The organism is Phytopseudomonas flavescens (assembly GCF_900100535.1).
Classification (GTDB): Bacteria; Pseudomonadota; Gammaproteobacteria; order Pseudomonadales; family Pseudomonadaceae; genus Aquipseudomonas; species Aquipseudomonas flavescens.
This window is the reverse complement of sequence record NZ_FNDG01000010.1, coordinates 129,679-148,988: the sequence shown is the minus strand read 5'-3', so window position 1 is coordinate 148,988 and position 19,310 is coordinate 129,679. Positions and strand designations below refer to the sequence as shown.

General features: G+C 64.6%; 21 protein-coding genes. 6 read left to right on the top strand and 15 right to left on the bottom strand.

Translation table 11 applies throughout. The annotated features are described in order from the left end of the window. Both BLR94_RS14770 and BLR94_RS14765 read right to left on the bottom strand, forming a co-directional pair. A complete protein-coding gene (locus BLR94_RS14770; protein WP_175154236.1) occupies positions 1-870 on the bottom strand; it encodes an MBL fold metallo-hydrolase in 870 nt (289 codons plus the stop codon). 18 nt (positions 871-888) lie between these two features. Further along, complete coding sequence (locus BLR94_RS14765) at positions 889-2,019, bottom strand: cysteine desulfurase family protein (protein WP_084306795.1); 1,131 nt, start codon at positions 2,017-2,019, stop codon at positions 889-891. Between the two features lie 233 nt (positions 2,020-2,252). Between BLR94_RS14765 and BLR94_RS14760 the strand changes: the two genes are divergently transcribed. Both BLR94_RS14760 and BLR94_RS14755 read left to right on the top strand, forming a co-directional pair. Next, a complete protein-coding gene (locus BLR94_RS14760; protein ID WP_084306793.1) occupies positions 2,253-2,717 on the top strand; it encodes an Lrp/AsnC family transcriptional regulator in 465 nt (154 codons plus the stop codon). A gap of 75 nt (positions 2,718-2,792) precedes the next feature. Next, positions 2,793-3,017 (top strand): hypothetical protein, encoded by a 225-nt coding sequence (locus tag BLR94_RS14755; RefSeq protein WP_084306791.1) that lies wholly within the window; start codon positions 2,793-2,795, stop codon positions 3,015-3,017. Between the two features lie 42 nt (positions 3,018-3,059). Here the strand turns inward: BLR94_RS14755 and amn are convergent, their stop codons facing one another. Both amn and BLR94_RS14745 read right to left on the bottom strand, forming a co-directional pair. After that, the gene (amn, locus tag BLR94_RS14750; RefSeq protein ID WP_084306789.1) at positions 3,060-4,535 is read right to left on the bottom strand and encodes an AMP nucleosidase; all 1,476 of its coding nucleotides are present in this window, start codon (positions 4,533-4,535) and stop codon (positions 3,060-3,062) included. A 71-nt stretch (positions 4,536-4,606) separates the two neighbouring features. Then, complete coding sequence (locus BLR94_RS14745) at positions 4,607-5,947, bottom strand: aminotransferase-like domain-containing protein (protein ID WP_084306787.1); 1,341 nt, start codon at positions 5,945-5,947, stop codon at positions 4,607-4,609. A gap of 80 nt (positions 5,948-6,027) precedes the next feature. Between BLR94_RS14745 and BLR94_RS14740 the strand changes: the two genes are divergently transcribed. Next, positions 6,028-6,978, top strand: a complete 951-nt coding sequence (locus tag BLR94_RS14740) for a threonine dehydratase (protein ID WP_084306785.1) — start codon at positions 6,028-6,030, stop codon at positions 6,976-6,978. 5 nt (positions 6,979-6,983) lie between these two features. On the opposite strand, the gene BLR94_RS14735 is transcribed toward BLR94_RS14740, so the two are convergent. Then, on the bottom strand, positions 6,984-7,892 hold the full coding sequence (locus tag BLR94_RS14735) for an AraC family transcriptional regulator (protein ID WP_084306783.1): 909 nt from the start codon (positions 7,890-7,892) through the stop codon (positions 6,984-6,986). 146 nt (positions 7,893-8,038) lie between these two features. On the opposite strand from BLR94_RS14735, the gene BLR94_RS14730 reads away from it, so the two are divergent. Genes BLR94_RS14730 through BLR94_RS14720 form a run of 3 tightly spaced genes read left to right on the top strand, consistent with a single transcriptional unit; the run spans position 8,039 to position 12,452 of the window. Then, on the top strand, positions 8,039-10,039 hold the full coding sequence (locus BLR94_RS14730; RefSeq protein WP_084306781.1) for a TonB-dependent receptor: 2,001 nt from the start codon (positions 8,039-8,041) through the stop codon (positions 10,037-10,039). 2 nt (positions 10,040-10,041) lie between these two features. Next, a complete protein-coding gene (locus BLR94_RS14725) occupies positions 10,042-11,259 on the top strand; it encodes an MFS transporter (RefSeq protein ID WP_084306779.1) in 1,218 nt (405 codons plus the stop codon). After that, positions 11,256-12,452, top strand: a complete 1,197-nt coding sequence (locus tag BLR94_RS14720; RefSeq protein ID WP_084306777.1) for an FAD-dependent monooxygenase — start codon at positions 11,256-11,258, stop codon at positions 12,450-12,452. Before BLR94_RS14725 ends, BLR94_RS14720 begins: the two co-directional genes overlap by 4 nt. Here BLR94_RS14720 and BLR94_RS27200 read toward each other — a convergent pair. From BLR94_RS27200 to rpsI, 10 genes are all read right to left on the bottom strand, one after another. After that, positions 12,442-12,636 (bottom strand): hypothetical protein, encoded by a 195-nt coding sequence (locus BLR94_RS27200; protein ID WP_139207457.1) that lies wholly within the window; start codon positions 12,634-12,636, stop codon positions 12,442-12,444. The genes BLR94_RS14720 and BLR94_RS27200 overlap by 11 nt on opposite strands. Positions 12,637-12,641: 5 nt before the next feature. Then, positions 12,642-13,322, bottom strand: coding sequence for a hypothetical protein (locus BLR94_RS27195; RefSeq protein ID WP_139207456.1), 681 nt, complete (start codon positions 13,320-13,322; stop codon positions 12,642-12,644). A 153-nt stretch (positions 13,323-13,475) separates the two neighbouring features. Next, a complete protein-coding gene (locus tag BLR94_RS14710) occupies positions 13,476-13,673 on the bottom strand; it encodes a CsbD family protein (RefSeq protein ID WP_084306773.1) in 198 nt (65 codons plus the stop codon). A gap of 61 nt (positions 13,674-13,734) precedes the next feature. Next, positions 13,735-14,100: a BON domain-containing protein gene (locus BLR94_RS14705; RefSeq protein ID WP_084306771.1), complete on the bottom strand. Its 366-nt coding sequence runs from the start codon at positions 14,098-14,100 to the stop codon at positions 13,735-13,737. A gap of 291 nt (positions 14,101-14,391) precedes the next feature. Further along, the gene (locus tag BLR94_RS14700; protein WP_084306769.1) at positions 14,392-14,805 is read right to left on the bottom strand and encodes a ClpXP protease specificity-enhancing factor; all 414 of its coding nucleotides are present in this window, start codon (positions 14,803-14,805) and stop codon (positions 14,392-14,394) included. Between the two features lie 50 nt (positions 14,806-14,855). After that, positions 14,856-15,473 carry a glutathione S-transferase N-terminal domain-containing protein gene (locus tag BLR94_RS14695; protein ID WP_084306767.1) on the bottom strand — a complete coding sequence of 206 codons (618 nt, stop codon included), beginning with the start codon at positions 15,471-15,473 and terminating at the stop codon, positions 14,856-14,858. Positions 15,474-15,762: 289 nt separating this feature from the next. Further along, positions 15,763-16,545 (bottom strand): cytochrome c1, encoded by a 783-nt coding sequence (locus BLR94_RS14690; protein ID WP_084306766.1) that lies wholly within the window; start codon positions 16,543-16,545, stop codon positions 15,763-15,765. After that, entirely contained in the window at positions 16,545-17,771 is a 1,227-nt protein-coding gene (locus BLR94_RS14685) for a cytochrome b (protein WP_084306765.1), read from the bottom strand. Before BLR94_RS14685 ends, BLR94_RS14690 begins: the two co-directional genes overlap by 1 nt. Continuing rightward, the gene (gene petA, locus BLR94_RS14680) at positions 17,771-18,364 is read right to left on the bottom strand and encodes a ubiquinol-cytochrome c reductase iron-sulfur subunit (RefSeq protein WP_084306764.1); all 594 of its coding nucleotides are present in this window, start codon (positions 18,362-18,364) and stop codon (positions 17,771-17,773) included. Before petA ends, BLR94_RS14685 begins: the two co-directional genes overlap by 1 nt. 551 nt (positions 18,365-18,915) lie before the next feature. After that, the gene (gene rpsI, locus BLR94_RS14675; protein WP_013789890.1) at positions 18,916-19,308 is read right to left on the bottom strand and encodes a 30S ribosomal protein S9; all 393 of its coding nucleotides are present in this window, start codon (positions 19,306-19,308) and stop codon (positions 18,916-18,918) included. Positions 19,309-19,310: the final 2 nt, after the last annotated feature.

Genomic DNA, 19,310 nt, shown 5'->3' with positions numbered 1-19,310 from the left:
TCAGCCAGCCGTCCAGCGAAAACGCACGCCGGCCACGTCGCCGTCGGGCAGGACGCCTGCGCGAAGATTCCACAGCAGCGCCGGGATCAGCAACCTGGGGGGCTCCAGGCCTGCATCCCGTTCTTCACGCCATTCGATGAACTGTGCGGCACTGACGCCTTGGTGCATGTGCTGGTTATGCAGGCGCTGTTCCTCCACGCAGCACCAGGCCCGTGGCGCGCGATCCTGTGGATAGTCGTGGCACATGAACAGACGGGTGTCGCCCGGCAGTTCTAGCAGATGCCGAATGGAGCGATACAGCCGGGCAGCGCTGCCGCCAGGAAAATCGCAGCGGGCCGTGCCGATGTCCGGCTGGAACAGGGTGTCGCCGACGAACACCTGCCGCTCCTCGATCAGAAAGGCCGTGTCGGCAGGCGTATGCCCGGGCACATGCAGCGCCCGAGCGGACAAAGCGCCGATGGTGAAGTCTTCGTCGGGGGCGAACAGATGGTCGAACTGGCCGCTCGCCTGGCAGTAATCCTCGGGCAACTGGAAACGTGCCTGAAAGGTCCGCTGTACCTCGCCAATGCCTGGCCCGGCAGCGACACGACCACCGCTGCGCTCGCGCAGGTAAGCAGCGGCGGTGAGGTGATCGGCATGGATGTGGGTTTCCAGAATCCACTGCACCTGCAGGTGCCTGGCCTCCAGCGCTCGCAACAGAGCGTCCGCCGGTGCGCTGTCGAGCCTGCCGGACTCCAGGTCATAGCCGAGCACCGGATCGATCACCGCGCAAGCGCTGCCCGCGCCAGCATGGACGAGATGGCTGAACGTCGACGTCTGCGCATCGAAAAAGCTTTCGACCTGCAGCACCCTCTCTCCCAGCGTGCTCATCGGGCGATCACCGAGCCGTCATTCAGGCAGACAGCGGCGAATGGCATCGATGGCCTGCTCGACGTCGGCGAGCGTGGTGTAGCGGCCGAGGCTCAGGCGGATGCTGCGATACGCCTGGGTATCGTCCAGGCCGAGCGCCAGCAGCACATGGGACGGCGCGCTGCTGGCCGAATTGCAGGCCGAAGTGGAGGAGAACGCCAGGGTCCCCAGCAGATTCTCGGCATCGAACCAGGGGTGGTCGATGCACAGGTTGAGGGTATGTGGCACACGCTTCTCGGCGCAGCCGTTGAGGCGCACGCCGGGCAGCGCCAGCAACCCTTCGCGCAGGTGCGCGCAAAGGCGAGCGATGCGCATGTTCTCTTCGCTCATCAGCTCACCGGCAAGGGCGAAGGCGCTGCCCATGCCGACGATCTGGTGGGTGGCCAGGGTGCCGGAGCGCAGCCCCTGCTCATGCCCGCCACCATGGATCTGCGCCTGGATCAGCGGGCGCGCACGCTCACCGACGTACAGTGCACCAATGCCTTTGGGGCCATAGGTCTTGTGGGCGGAAAAGGACATCAGGTCCACCGGCAGGGCGGCCAGATCGATAGCCACCTTGCCGGTGGCCTGGGCGGCGTCCACATGAAACAGCGCGCCGCGCTGACGAACCAGCTCGCCCACCGCGGCGATATCGGTCAGCGTACCGAGTTCGTTGTTGATCAGCATCAGCGAGACCAGCAGGGTGTCGTCACGCAAGGCTGCTGCGACCGCCTCCGGCTGGATGATGCCATTGGCATCGGGCTGCAGCCAGGTCACCTCGAAGCCCTCACGCTCCAGTTGCCCGGCGGTATCCAGAACCGCCTTGTGCTCGAGGCGGCTGGTGATGATATGCCGACGGCCGTCGGCGAGCGCGGCGACGCCCTTGAGCGCCAGGTTGTTCGACTCGGTGGCCCCGGACGTCCAGACCAGCCGGTCCGCCGTGGTGCCTACCAGCGCCGCCACCTGCTTGCGTGCCTTTTCGACCGCCAGGCGGGCCCGCTGCCCGAAGGAGTGAGACGCGGAAGCGGGATTGCCGAACACCACGTCACGGCCCATGCACGCCAGCATGTCCTGAATGACCGCATCGTCGATGGGGGTGGTAGCGGCGTAATCGAAATACAGTTCTGGCATAGGGGGTAACGGCCGTGCATATGGATGATTGAAGGCGCCGTGCTAGACGGCTTTGTCTGGAACACCATGCTAAGAGAGCGGGACGTGAAAAATTTTGTTATTTCACTGTCCTTGAGCCCATGAAACGGAATAGATTTCCTACCCAGACAAAGTAAACGAAATAATTTTCCATACTTAGCCCATTTCATACTGACGATATTTCCCAATCGTCTTATCAGGAGTTTTTTTAAACCGTGGACAAGTTCGACCGTGCCCTTCTCGCCCTGCTGCAGCAGGATTGCACCCAGCCGCTGGGTGAGATCGCCGAACGCGTGGGCTTGAGCAATACGGCTTGTTGGCGGCGTATCCAGAAGCTCGAGGAAAGCGGCGTGATCGGTGCCCGAGTGGCCCTGCTCGACTCGCGCAAGATCGGTGTGCCGGTCACGGTGTTCGCCTTCGTGCGCACCAACCAGCACAACGCCGAATGGCTCAAGCACTTCCACAGCCAGGTGGCGGCGATCGACGAGGTGGTCGACTTCTATCGCATGGCGGGTGTCACCGATTACCTGCTGCGCCTGGTGGTGCCCGACATCGAAGGCTACGACGCGGTGTACAAGCGCCTGATCGAAATCCCCGGCATCGCCGATATCAGCTCCAGCTTCGCCATGGAGCGGATCAAATCGACCACGGCATTGCCGCTGCACCAGGTTGGCAGATAAGCGCCTGACGGGCGACTGGCGAAACCCGGGATTCCGGGTTAGTTTGGCCGCCCGTTATCCCTGACGATTCCTGCCATGCCTCTACGCAATCTTCACCGTCTGACCCTTCTCGGCCTGGTGTTCTTCATCCTCGGCCTGATCGGCGTCGTGTATGCGCTGTACGCCATCTACAGCGGGCCGCGCCCGGCTGACCCTGACCTGACCCGCAGCCTGGTGATAGCCGCGGGCATGCAACTGACCGGTTACGTGCTGCTCAACCGCAACCGCTGGCGGATGATGGTCGGCAAGTCGAAGAAGTAGCGCCAAGCTCACCCGCCATGAGCCTGGAGCCTTCGGCAGCCGTCAGCGGAACGGCGGCTCGTCGAAGCTGCGCAGCTTGCGCGAGTGCAGCGAGTTGAGCTGGCCACGCAGCAGATCCAGGGCAGCGATACCGATGTGCAGATGCTGGGTCACCGCCCGCTCGTAGAAGGCACCCGCCGCGCCCGGCAGCTTGATCTCGCTGTGCAGCGGCTTGTCCGACACGCACAGCAAGGTGCCGTAGGGCACGCGCAGGCGATAGCCCTGGGCGGCGATGGTGCCGCTTTCCATGTCCACCGCAACGGCTCGTGACAGGTTGATCAGGGGCCGTTCCTGGGCCCAGCGCAGCTCCCAGTTACGGTCGTCGTAGGTCAGCACGGTACCGGTGCGCAGCCGCCGCTTGAGGTCGTCACCGCGCTCGCCGGTGACCTGCGCAGCGGCATCCTGCAGCGCCTGCTGCACCTCGGCCAGGGCCGGCAGCGGAATGTGCGGTGGCAGCACCCGGTCGAGAATGCCGTCGCGGCGCATGTACGCGTGGGCCAGCACGTAGTCGCCGATGGTCTGCGACTGACGCAGGCCGCCGCAGTGGCCGATCATCAGCCAGCAGTGCGGACGCAGCACGGCCAGGTGGTCGGTGATGTTCTTGGCATTGGACGGGCCGACGCCGATGTTGACCAGGGTGATGCCATCGCCATCGGCGGCCTGCAGGTGGTAGGCCGGCATCTGGTAGCGGTGCCAGACCACGGTCTCGATGATCGCCTGCATCTCGCCTTCGGGCATGCCGCGCTCGATCACCACGTTGCCCGGCAGCACCATGCGCTCGAAGCGCGACTCGCCATTGAGCATGTCCAGACCATTGCGGATGAACTGGTCGACGTAGCGGTGGTAGTTGGTCAGCAGGATCCACGGTTGCACGTGCCGCCAGTCGCTGCCGGTGTAATGCACCAGGCGGCGCAGGGAGAAATCCACCCGGGCGGCGTCGAACAGCGCCAGCGGCAGCGGGTCGGTGTTTTCCCAGTCATACAGGCCGTCGGCGGTGCCATCGGTGGCCGCCGACAGGTCGGTGCTGGGGAACACCCGCGCCAGCTCGGCCGCGTTGACGCCGGAACCGGCCAGCTCGTCGCCCTGCTCCACCACGTAGGGATAAGGGATGTACTGCTGGCTGACGCCGACTTCGACGGTCAGGGTGAAGTCGGCCATCAGCGGCCGCAGCTGCTCGAGCAGGTACTTACGGAACGCAGCAGGATGGGTGATGGTGATGCTGTAGGTACCGGGCACCTGCACCTTGGCGTAGGCGCGCACGGTGGTCGGCACCTCGCCCTGGCAGTCGTAGGTCAGACGCAGTTCGGGGTAGCGAAACAGCGCTTGCTGCTCGGCATCGGGGCGGATGCGGTCTTTCAGGTAGCGCTTGAGCGCCTGGCTCAGGCCTTCGGTGGCGCGCTGGTGCAGCACCGCCAGACGATCGACGGCTTCTTCGGCAGAGTGGACGACGATAAAAGCGCCGTCTGTAGAAAGGGACATGCACGGTTCCTTATCGTGGGGATCATGGATCATAGCTGACACGCATTACAGGCCGGGTGCAAGTGCAGCGATCATTGCGGCCATACAGCGACGATGCGCTCCAGCGCCTGCTTGAGTTCGACGCGACTGCGGGCGGCCGCCAGGCTGATGCGAATGGCGCTGGCCGCCGCCGGGCCAACGGCGAACACCTCGGCGGGCACCACCGCGACACCGGCGTTTCGGCACTCGGCTGCCAGGTCGCGGCCATCCGCCGCTGCCAGCCACAGGTGCGGCGCCACCTCACGGCCCTGGGGCATGCGTGCGCCGAGCACCCGCGCGGCGAGGCGCCAGCGCTGCAGCAGCTCGTCACGTTGCCAGGCCAGCTTGCGCGCTGCGGTGCCGTCCTCGATCCACGCGCAGGCCAGCGCCAGGCACAACGGCGAGACCGCCCAACCGGTGGCGTGCCCTTGCGGATCGATACGCTTGAGCAGCGCCTGCGGCCCAAGCACGAAGCCCAGGCGCAGGCCCGGGGCCACGGTTTTCGACAGGCTGGTGACCAACAGGCTGCGTTCCGGCAGCGATGCGGCCAGCGGTGCCTGGCTGCCCAGCGCGCCGTAGACGTCATCCTCGATCAGCCACAGGCCGTGGCGTTCCACCAGTTCGGCGATGCGTTGGCGTCGCTCGGCATCCATGCTGCTGCCCGTGGGGTTCTGCAGGCAGGGGGTGAGCACCAGCACCCGCGCACCGGTAGCACGCACCTGCCGGTCGAGATCCTGAGGGAGGATGCCACGCTCATCCATCGCCACGCCGTGCAGGGGCAGCCGCAACTGCCGCGCCGCGGCCTTGATACCGGGCGCGGTGAAGGCCTCGACCAGCACCGCATCGCCCGCCTCGCAGAGCGCCAGCAGCGCTGCGCTGACGCCCTGCTGAGCACCCGCGCAGAGCAGCACCCGCGACGGCGGATAGTGCAGGCCGCGCTGCTGCAGCCACAGGCTGCCCGCCAGCCGCCCACGCATCTCCAGCTCGGCCGACGCGTAGGCCTGCAGCGCGTCGATGCGGCGCTCGGCGATCAGGCGCTGCACGGAGCGGGACAGGTCATCGCTGTCGCCGTCGTGCACCGGCACGTTGGTCGACAGATCGATGCCCTGCGCGGGCTGGCCGGGCTGCTTGAGGTGAAACAGGCTGGCTTCGTGGCTATCGGCCAGGACATAGGTACCACGGCCGACTTCGCCGGACACCAGGTGACGCCGCGCCGCTTCGCGATAGGCCTGCATCACCGTGCTCGGATTGATGCCCAGCGTCCAGGCGAGTCGGCGCTGCGGCGGCAGGCGCTCACCGGGCTTGAGCTCACCCTTGCCGATGGCGCTGGAAATCGCCTCGACCAGGGCCAGATAAGTGGGCAGCGTGCTGCCTTGCAGATCAGGTAACCACATTGTCTGCCATGCAATATAAAGATTTACCCATACAATGACAGGGCCGTAGCATCGGGTCAAAGCCAACCGGGAGCCCCCAGATGTTCGACCTTGCCGCGCTACGCCAAGCCGCCACCCTGATTCGCCCGAACGTTCCGGCGACGCCGCAGTTCGCCTGGCCGCTGCTGGCCGAACGCCTGGGTTGCGAGGTATGGGTCAAGCACGAGAACCACACCCCCACAGGCGCCTTCAAGGTGCGCGGCGGCCTGGTCTATGTGGATGCGCTGCTGCGCCGCGAACCGACCGCCGCCGGCCTGGTCTCGGCCACCCGGGGCAACCACGGACAAAGCATGGCGCTGGCAGCCGGCAAGGCTGGCCTGCCGATCAGCATCGTGGTGCCGCAAGGCAACGCGCGCGAGAAGAATGCGGCCATGGCTGCCCTGGGCGCCGAAGTGATCGAATACGGTCGCGACTTCGACGAGGCCCGCGGCCGGGCTGCGGAACTGGCTGCGCAGCGCGGCCTGCACTTCGTTCCGTCGCTGCACCCGGACCTGATCCGCGGTGTCGCCACCTATGCCCTGGAACTGTTCGAGGCCGCACCACCGCTCAAGCGCATCTATGTGCCCATTGGCCTCGGCTCGGGCATCTGCGGGGTGATCCGCACCCGCGACCTGCTCGGCCTGGACACCGAAGTGATCGGGGTGGTGAGCAGTGCCGCCGATGCCTACGCGCAGAGTTTCGCGGCCGGGCGGGTCATCTGTACCGACAGCGCCGACACCATCGCCGATGGCATGGCCTGCCGCATGCCGCAGCCCGAGGCGCTGGAGATCATCCGCGCCGGTGCCGCGCGTATCGTCAGGGTCGATGACGGCGAGATCCGCCAGGCCATTCGCATCCTTCACGAAGACACCCACAACCTCGCCGAAGGCGCTGGAGCGGCAGCGCTGGCGGCGCTGATCCAGGAATGTGCAATCAATCGGGGCCAACGTGCGGCGGTGGTGCTCAGCGGCGCCAATATCGACCGCGCAGCCCTTGCCTCGATCCTGGCCTGACCGCCTCAGGACGCTGAGGCAACGCCCGCGTGCCGTGAATAAGCGCGCGGCGCCAGACCGTGGTGGCGGCGAAACACCTTGGCGAAATGACTGGGGTTGGAGTAGCCCACCGCCATCGCCACATCGCCGACCCGCTGGCCCTGAAGCAGGCACAGGGCCGCGTGCTGCATGCGCAGGTCCTGCAGTTCGGCATACACCCCCTTGCCGTACAACTGGCGGAAACCATCCTTGAGCTTGCGCACGTTCAACTGCACTTCGGCAGCCAGGCTCTCGAGCGTCCACGGCCGCTCGAGGGCTTCGCGCAGGTGTTGGTGAGCACGTTCCAGACGCAGCCGATCACGCCCGCCGAGCACGCGGGGGCGCAGGTTCTCCTGCAGATAACCGAGCATTTCAGCGAGCATCTCGAACGCCTTGGCGCGCATCAGGATGTCCCGCGCCAGGCCTTCCAGGCGGCAATCGAGCATCTCCAGACCGATACGACGCAGCACGTGCGGCGCGGGAAACTGCACCAGCCGCGCCAGGCCGTCACTGGAGCAGGCCCGCTCCCACGGGCCGGCACTGTCGAACAACCATTCCCCAACCCTCAGGCGCTGCAGCATCTGCGGGGCGAAGCTGATGTTCACACCGCGGAGCCGCGAGCCTGCCGGCAGCAGACCTTCGCCCTGTACGGGGACGCTGGCGTGGTAGAGGCAGCAGGTGTCGTTGCGCAGATCCATGGCCGAGGTGTCGGCGAACTGCCGCCAGCCACCGCCCTGCTCGTAGTAGGCGAGGGTCAGGGAAGGCTGACTGTCGGCCTGCACGTACAGGTCGTGCTCGCCATCCATTTCGATCAGGCGCACGTCCAGCTCCTCGTCAGCGAAGCTGGCGAAAACGTCGTCCAGGGGGCGGTCGGCGTAATAGTGATTGATGGCCATGGCTGACACTCCACAAGGCGATCACAATAAATGAGAACACTTATCAGTTAAAGTGCCGATCACGCGCATTTACGCCCGATCGCACGCGCAACCTCCCGCCGGGCGGCGGAACATGCCGGCCATTCATCCATGGAGATGCCTGCATCATGCGTCTGACGCCCTTGAGCTTTGCCATTCTATGCTCCAGCGGTCTGCCGGCCCTGGCCCACGCCGCCGTCGACCTGCCTGGCCTGCAAGTCACGGCGAGCAAACGCGAGACCAGCCTGGCGGAGACCGACATGGCCTTGTCCGTCGCCGAACACGAGGACCTGCAACGCGCCAACATCGACAACAGCAAGGAACTCAATCGGGTCTTCCCCGAACTGTTCCTGAGCCAGAGTGGCCTGAGCCTGTTCCCCAATCTGAGCCTTCGCGGGATCTCGTCCGCCGATGCCTACAGCGCACCGGTGGCGTTCTACGTCGATGGCGTGCCCTATGTGCTCGGCGCCTTCAACCAGCAGTTGCTCGACATCGAACGCATCGAATTGCTCAAAGGCCCTCAAGGCACCCTGTACGGGCGCAACGCCCACGCCGGCGCCTTGAGCATCGTCACCCGCCGCCCGGAAAACGCTGCGCAGTTGAAGGTGGGTAGCCGCGTCAGCAACCTCGATCGCGAGGTCAGCGCCAGTGTCAGTGGCGCTCTGCTCGAAGACCGCCTGCTCGCCGAGGCCGCCGTCTTTCACAATGACCTGCAAGGCGAGCTCAAGGGCAGCCCGCAGCACGGTGACGGCGACAACGGCGGTGGTCGCGTTGGCCTCACCCTGCTGCCCAATGATGACCTGAGTGTCCGCCTGGTCTACGCCCGTGATCGCCTGACATCCCACGAAGAGCGCTACCTGCCCTTCCACGGCTACGCCAGCCGAGCGGTCAACCCCGGGTGGCGCGAATCGTCTTTCACCCGCCGCGTGGAAACCGGCAGCGCGGTCATCGACTGGTCACTCGGCGATGCCTGGAAACTCACCTCCACCAGCGCCCTGCAGAACTACCGTCACGAGCGCCTGCTCGGTGATTTCGGCCTCTACCACCCGGAACGCCAGCGCACCCTCAGCCAGGAGTTGCGCCTCACCACCCAGGGCGAACAGCGTACCTGGGACGCCAACCTCGGCCTGTACTGGCAGGACAGCAAGACCCACTCGCAACGCCGCGCGGCACCTGGCGGCCCCTACGACGCCTTGCTGGGCTTGGCCGACAGCCGTATCGACAGCACCGAGAAGGCCGTTTTCGGTGAGTTCACCTGGCACATCGACGAACACTGGGATCTGACCCTGGGCGCCCGCCACAGCCGCGAGGAGGCCAGCACCCGCTTCGTCCAGCAAGATGGCCTGATGGTACCGGGCTTCGCCTACCGCGGGCAGGATCGCTTCAACGCCACCACGCCGAAGATCGTCCTGGGCTTCCAGGCAAGCGATGACGTGCGCCTTTACGCACTGGCCAGCGAGGGCTACAAGCCCGGTGGTTTCAACCGCATCGGCAGCAGCATTGCCGACGCCGTGGCCTACGACCCCGAGCGCTCGCTGAACCTGGAAACCGGGGTCAAGGCCAGCCTGCTCGAGCGTCGCCTGTTCGCCAATGCCTCGCTGTACTGGATGCGCATCAAGGACGTGCAGCAATACGTCGGCATGGTCGGCATTCAGAACCTGCAGAACATGGGCGACGCCCGCAGTGAAGGCGCCGAACTGTCGCTGGACTGGCTACCGGACGAGGATACCCGCCTGCACCTGGCTGGCACCCTCAACCGCAGCCGTCTGGTGGATGCCGACGTCCGCCAGGGCAATCGCCTGGCTCTGGCGCCACGCGGCACCCTGCGCCTGTCGGCGGAACGCAGCCTGCGCTGGGACGGCCTGCTCGGCGAGCTACGCCCCAGTGTCGGTCTATCGTATGTTGGCCAGCATTACTTCGACGCCGACAACCAGTTGGCCCAGGGCGGCTACACCCTGTTCGATGCGCGCCTGACCTGGCAGCCGGCAGCGAGTTACCAAGTGGCCCTGTACGGCAACAACCTGACGGCCAAGGACTACCGCAGCTATGCCTACCTCTCGGGCGCAGACGCATTCGCCCAGGCCGGGTCCGGGCGTGAGCTGGGTGTCGACCTGAGCCTGCGTTTCTGACCATGGCCCTGTCAGCCTCTCGCCGCATCCACATGCTGCTGCTCGGCCAGTACACCAGCCTCGGGCTGCTCGGTGGCTTCAGCCTGCAGCTGTTGCCTGCCTACCTGCGCCGCGAGGGCGTCGGCCTGGACAGCATCGGCCTGGTGGCCCTGGTGTTTCTGCCCCACGCACTGAAGCTGCTGTGGGCGCCGCAGGTAGACCTCTGGTGCCGCGAGCAGCGGCGTACCTGCCTGCTGCTGTGCTACGGCAGCCTGCTGGCCTGCATCGTCGCGCTGGCCAGCATCGACCCGGTGCAGCAGTTGCCTCTGGCGCTCGGCCTGCTGGGGCTGGCGGCGCTGTGCGCCGCCAGTGGCGATATCGCCAGCGACGGCCTCGCCGTACTGGCCTTGCCAGAGCAAGCCTACCCGACCCTCAACCGGCTGCAGATCGGCGGCAGCTACCTCGGCTACCTGCTTGCCGGGTTATTGGCCGCTCCCCTGCTCGATCGCCATGGCTGGCACGCCGCTACCCTGGTGCTCGGCGGCCTGCTCGCCCTGTGCCTGTTGCCACTGCTGAACCTGCCCCTGCCCCGCGTCAATGCTGGCGCGACTCTGGCAAGACCCAGCCTGCGCCATGCCTGGCGTTCGGTGATGCGTCGGCGTGCCGGGCTGGTGCTGCTGGCGCAATGCGGACCGCGGCTGATGCTGGGCATGGCGTCCGCCTACTGGATAGACCGTGGCCTGAGCCTGACCCAGACCGGTGCTCTGGAAGCCTGGTGCATCGGCATGGGCCTGCTCGGTAGCCTGGCGGCACCGGCGCTGCTGCAGCGCTTCGGCAATCGCTACGGCTGGTGCGCCGGCCTGCTGGTCCTGCTCGGCGTGAGCCTCTGGCTACTGGCCGGGGAACGCTGGGCGCAGATCGGCGCCGCCCAGTTGATGGTCGCCTTCAGCCTGGCCAATCTGGCCACCGGGCTGATCTTCGTCGCGCTCTACAGCCGCATGATGCAGTGGGCCGATCCCGCGCAACCGGGTACCGACGTCACCCTGCTGCAGTGCACCGATGCCTGGATCGGGCTGCTCGCCGGCCTGGGCGGCGCGTGGCTGGCCCACTGGGTCGGCTTCGACGGGCGCTTCCTGATTACCGCCGCCTTGCTGCTGGCGGGACTGATCGGCATCCATCGCCTGCTCGACGAGCAGCCGCGCCCCACCCCCCACTCAGCACAGGAAACCCTTGGTTCATGAGCGCTCCCATTCTCGTTCTTGGCGCCGGTATCGCCGGCCTGGCCACAGCCTGGTGGCTCAAACAGCGCGGCTTCACCCCGGTCATCGTGGAGAAGGCTGCACAGTTGCGTCATGACGGTTTCGTTCTCAGCCTGGGTGGTACTGGCTACAGCATCGCCGAGCGCATGGGCATCGTCGACAGGCTGCGTGGGCGCAACGTCAATCTGGGTCGCACGCTGTTCCGTGACAGCCAGAACCGTGACGTACTGCTGGTCGACCACAGCCGACACCTGCGCAACCTCAACCTGCTGCCCGTGTGTCGCGACGACCTGGTGCAGGTGCTGCACGATGCCCTCGACGACCAGGTGGAGATACGTTTCGGCCTCTGCCTGCAGGCTTATGAGGAAGACAGCGAAGGCGTCGAGGTGAGCTTCGATGATGGCAGCCAGCAACGCTTCGCCTTCGTGGTGGGTGCCGAGGGCTGCTTTTCCGACCTGCGCCGACGCGCCTTCGCCGACGACGAAAGCTGCCTGCGCTCTCTGGGCTATAACGCCGCATCGTTCGTCGTGGAAGGGGACATGGCGGCCGGAGGTGAACGCCACCTGTCGTTTTCCGAGCCAGGCTATGTGGTCGAGTGCTACAGCATGCGCCCCGGGCTGCTGGCTACCTTGTGGCTATGGCATAGCCAGGACAGCCGCCGCATCCCGGCGCAACGACGCAAGGCCGTGTTGCGCGAGACGTTCTCCCGGGCCGGCCCGGCGGTGCTCGACCTGCTCGCCCCTCTGCCGGACGACCGGGGCTTCTACCTCGACCACCTGATGCAGGTGCATCTGCCGCGATGGCACTGCGGGCGCCTGGTGCTGGTCGGGGATGCCGCCCACTGCCTGACCCTGGCCTCGGGACGCGGCGCCAGCATGGCCCTTACCGGGGCCTGGCTGCTGGCCGATGAACTGAGCAAGAGCTTCGACTGCGCGGCATTGGCCCGTTACGACGCCACCTTGCGTCCGGATATCGATGACTTGCAGGCGCTGGCGCCACGCATGGCGGGTTGGTACGCGCCACTGACCCGGCGCGCCTGGCACCTGCGCAACTGGGCCATGCGCCTGATGCCGGCCTCGCTCACGGCCTGGCTGCTGCGCCGCACCTTCGAGCGGCTCGAACGCACGCCACTGGCGCAGCGGGTCGATGCCGCACCGAACCCGCTCAGACGCTGATCGATAGCGTAGAACCGACCGCGACCGCAATGGCACCACCAACAGCGTCCATAGCGCTGGCGGCCTTTTCCACATCGGCCAGCTGCCCGTCGATATCGCCGAGCAACTTCCTGCTCTCTGCGTCCGGTTCGGCGCGCAGCCGCGCCTTGACCATGGCCAGCAGTTGCTTGAGCTGGCGGGCCACCTTTTTCAGCTCCTCGGCATCGGCGCGGCGCTGCTGGTCGTCCCGCTCGCTGCGAGTACGCTGCAGGTCGCTTCGCGGTTGCTCGTCGCCATCGGCCTCGTCCTGCGCGGCGCCATCCTCGGCAGGCTCTTGTTCACCAGCGGTGGCGGAAGCCGGTACGGCCTGGGGATCGGCGTCGACGTCCGGCGACACCTCGCTGGCCGCATCCACCGCATTAGCCGTTTCGGTTGCCTGAGCGCCGTCGGCAGTGCCGCTCGAGATCCCGGCCCCCCTGCATTCACGCTGGCAGCACCGCCGCCGGAACCTTCCTTGAGTACCGATGCGGCCTGGCCCAGCTCCTGGGCCAGCTGCTTGATCTGCCGCAACATGCCTTTCGCCGCCTCCGGGCCAAGGGCGGCCACCAGTTGCTTGAGCATTTCGATACGTTGCTTGATGTCTTCGAGGCGCTGGCGGGCGGCATCCTTGCGCGCCTCCTGACGATTGCGCTGCATGGCACGCAGCTTCGCCGTGGCTTCACGCATGCTTTTCATGCGCTTGCGGGCATAGTCGCTGAGGGTAAGGGTGACCGACGGCGAGGTCTTCTCGGCCTCGTCGCCAGCGGGCTGGCTTGCCGCCGATCCACTGCCGGCAATTCGAGCGGCCGCCACGCTGGCGCTTGCCGGGGCGGTAGAGGTGATGATCGACATGACACATCCTGTGTTCGACAAATGTGCCACTGTATCGGCTCCATGCAGGCCAACTTGAACCTGTGGCCAGTCATGGCGCCTGAAAACGGAAAACCCCGGCATGATGGCCGGGGTTTTCTGGGAAACGGTGGCGTGTGCGACGCCAGCGACCGGTCAGTACTTGCTACGGAAGTCGCGTAGCTCGTCCTCGGCCTTTTCCTTGGTCCAGCCATAGCGTTCCTGCAGCTTGCCAGCCAGGTATTCGCTGTGGCCCTCGGCGACATCCAGGTCGTCGTTGGTCAGCTTGCCCCAGCGGGTCTTGATGTCACCGCTGAGCTGCTTCCACTTACCTTTGATAATGTCCGAATTCATGATTCAACTCTCCTGTACACAGGGAAGAAAGCAGGCTCTGGGAGCCTGCCCGAACGCATGATCAGTCGGCGGATTTCAGGCCGTCAGCGGAAACCGCCTTGACGCCTTTGATTTCCTTGGCCTTGGTCACGGCCAGATCGCGCTCGGCTTCGGTTTTCACGACGCCGGACAGGGAAACCACACCTTTGTTGGTTTCGACCTTGATATCCAGTGCGCTCAGGCCATCGTCAGCCAGGAAGGTAGATTTCACTTTGCTGGTGATCCAGGTATCGGAAACCGCTTCTTCGGCCTTGTCCATGGAGTTGGCAGCCAGCATGGTCGGCTGGGTGCTGCTGTAGGTATCGGCGAAAGCGGTACCCGCCATGGACAAGCTCAGGGCGGTCGCAGTGATAGCGGCAAAGGCGAACTTATTGATTGGCTGTTTCATGGGTAACACTCCTGACTATTCGAGTTGGCCACATCCAACTACCGGCTGTGGCTTCCCGATAGATATCGCAAGCGCTGTGCCACTTTTTTTAAAAAAAATAATCCTTTAAAAACATGAACTTAAAAACAAACACAGTTGCATTTCCCGTGCAAACTGCATGTTCGCGGCAAACCGCTCAGGCAGATTGCACGAAATTCCAAAGCGCCATTACGCCGATTGACGAACCGTCTGGGACGACCACAAAAAAGCCGGTCGATCGACCGGCTTTGCGCATGCAGCCGATGCTGCCGCTTATTTGACGACCTTGAGGCTCGGCCGCCCGCTCGGCCGCGGCGGCTCGTCGTCAGGTGGCCCCTGCTCGTCCTGCACATCCTCGACCTCGGCCTGGGCGACCGGCGGTTCCAGGTCGAAGACCATGCCCTGTCCATTTTCCCGGGCATAGATCGCCAGCACCGCAGGGGCCGGTACGAACAGGCTGTGCGCGACGCCGCCGAAGCGGCCCTCGAAATTCACCGCATCGTTGTTCATGGTCAGGTTGCGCACGGCAGTGGGCGAGACATTGAGCACGATCTGCCCGTCACTGACGAAGCCCTGGGGGACCTCCACGCCAGGGTATTGCGCGTTGACCAGCAGATGGGGCGTGCAATCGTTGTCGACGATCCACTCGTAGAGCGCGCGAATCAGGTAAGGACGACTGGAGTTCATCAAACCTCCTGGGCTTGGACACGCCACCTACGGCGCGCAAGGAAAATGGGTCAGCGCATGTCTCGTTCGACGGAAGACAGGCTCTGGCGAAAACGCTCGCGGGCGAACTGTCTGTCCATATAGTCGAGCAGCGGTTTGGCCGGCCTTGGCAATTCGATTCCCAGCACCGGCAGGCGCCAGAGAATCGGCAACAGGCAGCAGTCTACCAAGCTCAGCTCGTCGCTGAGAAAAAATGCCTTCTCGGCGAACAGCGGAGACACCCCGGTCAGGCTCTCGCGCAACTCCTTGCGTGCCTGGACACGGGCGGTTTCCTTGCTGCGCGGATCGAGGATCAGGTCGACCTGCGAGCACCAGTCGCGCTGGATACGGTGCATCAACAGGCGCGTATTGCCACGAGCCACCGGGTACACCGGCATCAGTGGAGGATGGGGATAGCGCTCCTCCAGGTACTCCATGATCACCGTCGGCTCGTACAGCGCCAGGTCACGATCGACCAGCGTCGGCAAACTCGCGTAGGGATTGGCCTCCAGCAACCTGGTGGGCGAGTGGCCGCGCTCGACGCTGATGATTTCCGCGACGATGCCCTTTTCGGCGAGCACGATACGTACGCGGTGGGAATAGTGGTCGGCCGGGTCGGAATAACAGGCCAACCTATTGGTCGCAGCCAAGGCGATCCTCCAGATTTCAGAGCACAAACAAATCGCCGGGAGCGATTTTTGACATCGCTCGCGACGGCCCGCGAGGGCGACCGCCAGGGAAGACAGGTCACAAAAAATCGCCAGGAGCGATTTTTGACGTCGCTCGCGACGGTCCGAAGGGTGACCGCCAGGGATGGCAAGCCACAAAAAAACCTGCGTGCCTCCAGTGGAAACGCGCAGGTCGGCCATGATACCGGATGCGTTTAGCAGCCGTTGAAAAACGTAAGCGCAGACAAGGCTGTACGTCGTTCAGCTGCGGTCAATGCACATCCTTCCAGTACTCGCGCTTGAGCAGATAGGCGAACACGAAGAAGAACGCCAGATACAACAATACGTAGGTGCCGATGCGCTGCAGGTGCAGCTTGTTGGGGTCGGCCGAGTAGGCGAGGAAGGTCACCAGGTTGCGCACCTTGTCATCGAACGCCTGCGGGCTGAGCGTGCCACTGTTCGCCTCGAGCACCAGTTGCTCACAGGCTTCGTGGGTGAGTGGCGTGCCGGTCAGCGGGTCGTACTGTTTCTTGCCGTCTTCCACCACCTGCACCTGCTTGCAGCCCATGTACTGACGCCCTTGCAGGCGGCCCAGCACGTTGGGCATGCCGACGTTGGGGAATACCAGGTTGTTGGCGCCCAGCGGCCTCGCCGGATCGTCGTAGAAGGTCCGCAGGTAGGTGTACAGCCAGTCGTTGCCACGCACCCGGGCGACCAGGGTCAGGTCGGGCGGCGCGGCACCGAACCAGCGCTTGGCGTCTTCGGGCTTCATGCCGATGTTCATGTGATCGCCGATCTTGGCATCGGTGAACACCAGATTTTCCATCATCTGCTCTGCAGAAACGCCAATGTCCGCGGCGACCCGCTCGTAGCGCTGGAACTTGGCACTGTGGCAGCCCATGCAGTAGTTGGCGAAGGTCCGCGCGCCATCCTGCAGCGCCGCCTTGTCGGTCAGGTCGATGTCGGCCTTGTCGAGCGTCACGCCATGACCACCGGCTGCCAGGGCCAGAGCAGGCAGCAATGCGACTACACATGCAGCAAATAGCTTTCTCATCAGCCTGTCACCCTTTCAGGAACCGGTTTGGTCTTTTCCATCCTGGTGTAGAAGGGCATCAGGATGAAGTACGCGAAGTACAGGAAGGTGCATACCTGCGACAGCAACGTACGGCCCGGAGTCGGCGGCAGAACGCCCAGCACGCCGAGGATGACGAAGGACACGCAGAACACCAGCAAGCCGATCTTGCTCAGCCAGCCCTTGTAACGCATCGAGCGAACCGGGCTGCGATCCAGCCACGGCAGCACGAACAGCACGGCGATGGCAGCGCCCATGGCGATCACCCCCATGAGCTTGTCGGGGATCGCCCGCAAGATCGCGTAGAAGGGCGTGAAGTACCACACCGGCGCGATGTGCTCGGGCGTCTTGAACGGGTTGGCCTGTTCGAAGTTGGGTTTCTCGAGGAAGTAGCCGCCCATTTCCGGGAAGAAGAACACCACGAAGCAGAACACGAAGAGGAACACCACCACGCCGACGATATCCTTCACCGTGTAGTACGGATGGAAGGGAATGCCGTCGAGTGGAATGCCGTTCTCGTCCTTGTATTTCTTGATGTCGATGCCATCCGGGTTGTTGGAGCCGACTTCGTGCAGCGCCAGGATGTGCAGCACCACCAGGCCGAGAATGACGATCGGCAGGGCCACCACATGCAGGGCGAAGAAACGGTTCAGGGTGATGCCGGAGATCAGGTAGTCGCCACGGATCCATTCGGTCAGCGCGTCGCCGATGAACGGAATGGCGCCGAACAGCGAGATGATCACCTGGGCGCCCCAGTAGGACATCTGCCCCCAGGGCAGCAGGTAGCCCATGAAGGCTTCGGCCATCAGCATCAGGTAGATCAGCATGCCGAAGATCCACACCAGTTCCCGGGGCTTCTGGTACGAGCCGTAGAGCAGGCCGCGGAACATGTGCAGATAGACGACGATGAAGAACGCCGACGCGCCGGTCGAGTGCATGTAGCGCAGGATCGCGCCGTGCGGCGTATCCCCGGTGCGCACGTCACGCATCAGGCCCTCGACCGAGGCAAAGGCACCTTCGGCGGTGGGCGTGTAGCTCATGGTCAGCCATACGCCGGTGAGCAACTGATTGACCAGCACCAGCAGGGCCAGGGAGCCGAAGAAGTACAGGAAGTTGAAGTTCTTCGGTGCGTAGTACTTGGCGAGGTGGTCATTCCACATCTTGGTGGCGGGAAAGCGTGCGTCCACCCACTCCATCAATTTGCTCATCATGCTTGCTCCTGATCCACGCCGATGATGATCACGTCAGCCGACTCGTAGGTATGCGGCGGCACTGGCAGGTTCAGCGGCGCCGGCTGCGCCTTGTAGACCCGCCCGGCGAGGTCGTAACGGGAACCGTGGCACGGGCAGAAATAGCCGCCGACCCAGTTCTCGCCGAGATCGGCAGGCGCCACTTCGGGCCGGAACGACGGCGCGCAACCCAGGTGCGTGCACAGCCCGACCAGCAGCAGGATTTCCGGCTTGATCGAGCGGGTCTTGGGGTCGACGTAGGCGGGTTGCACGGAGCGCGTGGAGTCCGCATCGGCCAGTTGCCCTTCGATTTTGCCGAGGTTGCTCAAGATCGCCTCGGTGCGTCGCATGATGAACACCGGCTGGCCTCGCCACTCGGCGACCATCTGCTGGCCGGGCTCGATCTTGCCGACATTGACCCTGACCGGAGCGCCCGCGGCCTTGGCCTTGGCGCTCGGGTACCACGACCCCACAAACGGAACTGCAGCCCCCACCGCTCCGGCAGCCCCAACCACTGATGTGGCTGCCACCAGAAAGCGACGCCGGCCCGCATTCACGCCGTCATTGCTCATTCAGTCGTCTCCCATCGGCTTTCCGGCCTGTTGTTCAGGCCTCTAATAAGTAAGTGTCGGTCGCGGAAAAGCGCCCAGGCGGTCATGGAGACCATCCGAAAGGCTGTTCCCGAAGGGCCGGAACCTTGGCAGGGCATGTTCAGCAACGCTGCGGTACAGGGCCGCAATCGATTAGACGTTCGCCCAGGGCTCCAATCCACTCCTACAGCCAGGCGGTCGAAACAGACCGTTACCTGTCGGCTCGAGCAGGGAAGTTGGTGGTCGACGTCCCATTGCCCATGCGTCCAGGTCAGTTGGCTGCAATCCGGCGCGAGATTCGCACAGGCCGACAAGACGACTCATGACGCGCATCAACGAAGCGATGACTAGGGGGCGAAGCGAGGCTGGCGGAGGGCCTGTTGACGTTTCTAGGCAAGCTTCGTTGTGGTGGTGAGATTTCCCGTGCAACCCACAGGGCCGGGCTGAAACGCCAACAGCCCCTAGCTGGGAGCGGAAATGAAAAACGCCCAGTTCCGTGAGGAAACTGGGCGTTTTCCGCGTACCGCAGCGAATTAACGCTTGGAGTACTGAGGACGCTTACGCGCTTTACGCAGACCCACTTTCTTACGCTCGACTTCACGAGCGTCGCGAGTCACGTAGCCTGCTTTACGCAGAGCCGGACGCAGGGTCTCGTCGTAGTCCATCAGGGCACGGGTGATGCCGTGACGGATCGCGCCGGCCTGACCGCTCACACCGCCACCGATGACGGTAACGTAGATGTCGAACTTCTCGACGGTCTCGGTCAGCTCCAGCGGCTGGCGAACGACCATGCGGGCAGTTTCGCGGCCGAAGAAGGTGTCCAGGGTGCGGTTGTTGATGGAGATCTTGCCAGTGCCCGGACGCAGGAAAACGCGTGCGGTTGCGGTCTTGCGACGGCCAGTGCCGTAATTTTGAGTCGCCGACATAA

Excerpts from the sequence above, each read along its gene's own strand:
- rpsI (WP_013789890.1), bottom strand. The coding sequence starts at position 19,308 with ATGTCGGCGACTCAAAATTACGGCACTGGCCGTCGCAAGACCGCAACC.
- BLR94_RS14770 (WP_175154236.1), bottom strand. The coding sequence starts at position 870 with ATGAGCACGCTGGGAGAGAGGGTGCTGCAGGTCGAAAGCTTTTTCGAT.
- BLR94_RS14740 (WP_084306785.1), top strand. The coding sequence starts at position 6,028 with ATGTTCGACCTTGCCGCGCTACGCCAAGCCGCCACCCTGATTCGCCCG.
- BLR94_RS14725 (WP_084306779.1), top strand. The coding sequence starts at position 10,042 with ATGGCCCTGTCAGCCTCTCGCCGCATCCACATGCTGCTGCTCGGCCAG.
- petA (WP_084306764.1), bottom strand. The coding sequence starts at position 18,364 with ATGAGCAATGACGGCGTGAATGCGGGCCGGCGTCGCTTTCTGGTGGCA.
- BLR94_RS14690 (WP_084306766.1), bottom strand. The coding sequence starts at position 16,545 with ATGAGAAAGCTATTTGCTGCATGTGTAGTCGCATTGCTGCCTGCTCTG.
- BLR94_RS14755 (WP_084306791.1), top strand. The coding sequence starts at position 2,793 with ATGCCTCTACGCAATCTTCACCGTCTGACCCTTCTCGGCCTGGTGTTC.
- BLR94_RS27195 (WP_139207456.1), bottom strand. The coding sequence starts at position 13,322 with ATGTCGATCATCACCTCTACCGCCCCGGCAAGCGCCAGCGTGGCGGCC.
- amn (WP_084306789.1), bottom strand. The coding sequence starts at position 4,535 with ATGTCCCTTTCTACAGACGGCGCTTTTATCGTCGTCCACTCTGCCGAA.
- BLR94_RS14685 (WP_084306765.1), bottom strand. The coding sequence starts at position 17,771 with ATGAGCAAATTGATGGAGTGGGTGGACGCACGCTTTCCCGCCACCAAG.
- BLR94_RS14720 (WP_084306777.1), top strand. The coding sequence starts at position 11,256 with ATGAGCGCTCCCATTCTCGTTCTTGGCGCCGGTATCGCCGGCCTGGCC.
- BLR94_RS14745 (WP_084306787.1), bottom strand. The coding sequence starts at position 5,947 with ATGTGGTTACCTGATCTGCAAGGCAGCACGCTGCCCACTTATCTGGCC.
- BLR94_RS14710 (WP_084306773.1), bottom strand. The coding sequence starts at position 13,673 with ATGAATTCGGACATTATCAAAGGTAAGTGGAAGCAGCTCAGCGGTGAC.
- BLR94_RS14700 (WP_084306769.1), bottom strand. The coding sequence starts at position 14,805 with ATGAACTCCAGTCGTCCTTACCTGATTCGCGCGCTCTACGAGTGGATC.
- BLR94_RS14705 (WP_084306771.1), bottom strand. The coding sequence starts at position 14,100 with ATGAAACAGCCAATCAATAAGTTCGCCTTTGCCGCTATCACTGCGACC.
- BLR94_RS14730 (WP_084306781.1), top strand. The coding sequence starts at position 8,039 with ATGCGTCTGACGCCCTTGAGCTTTGCCATTCTATGCTCCAGCGGTCTG.
- BLR94_RS14735 (WP_084306783.1), bottom strand. The coding sequence starts at position 7,892 with ATGGCCATCAATCACTATTACGCCGACCGCCCCCTGGACGACGTTTTC.
- BLR94_RS14765 (WP_084306795.1), bottom strand. The coding sequence starts at position 2,019 with ATGCCAGAACTGTATTTCGATTACGCCGCTACCACCCCCATCGACGAT.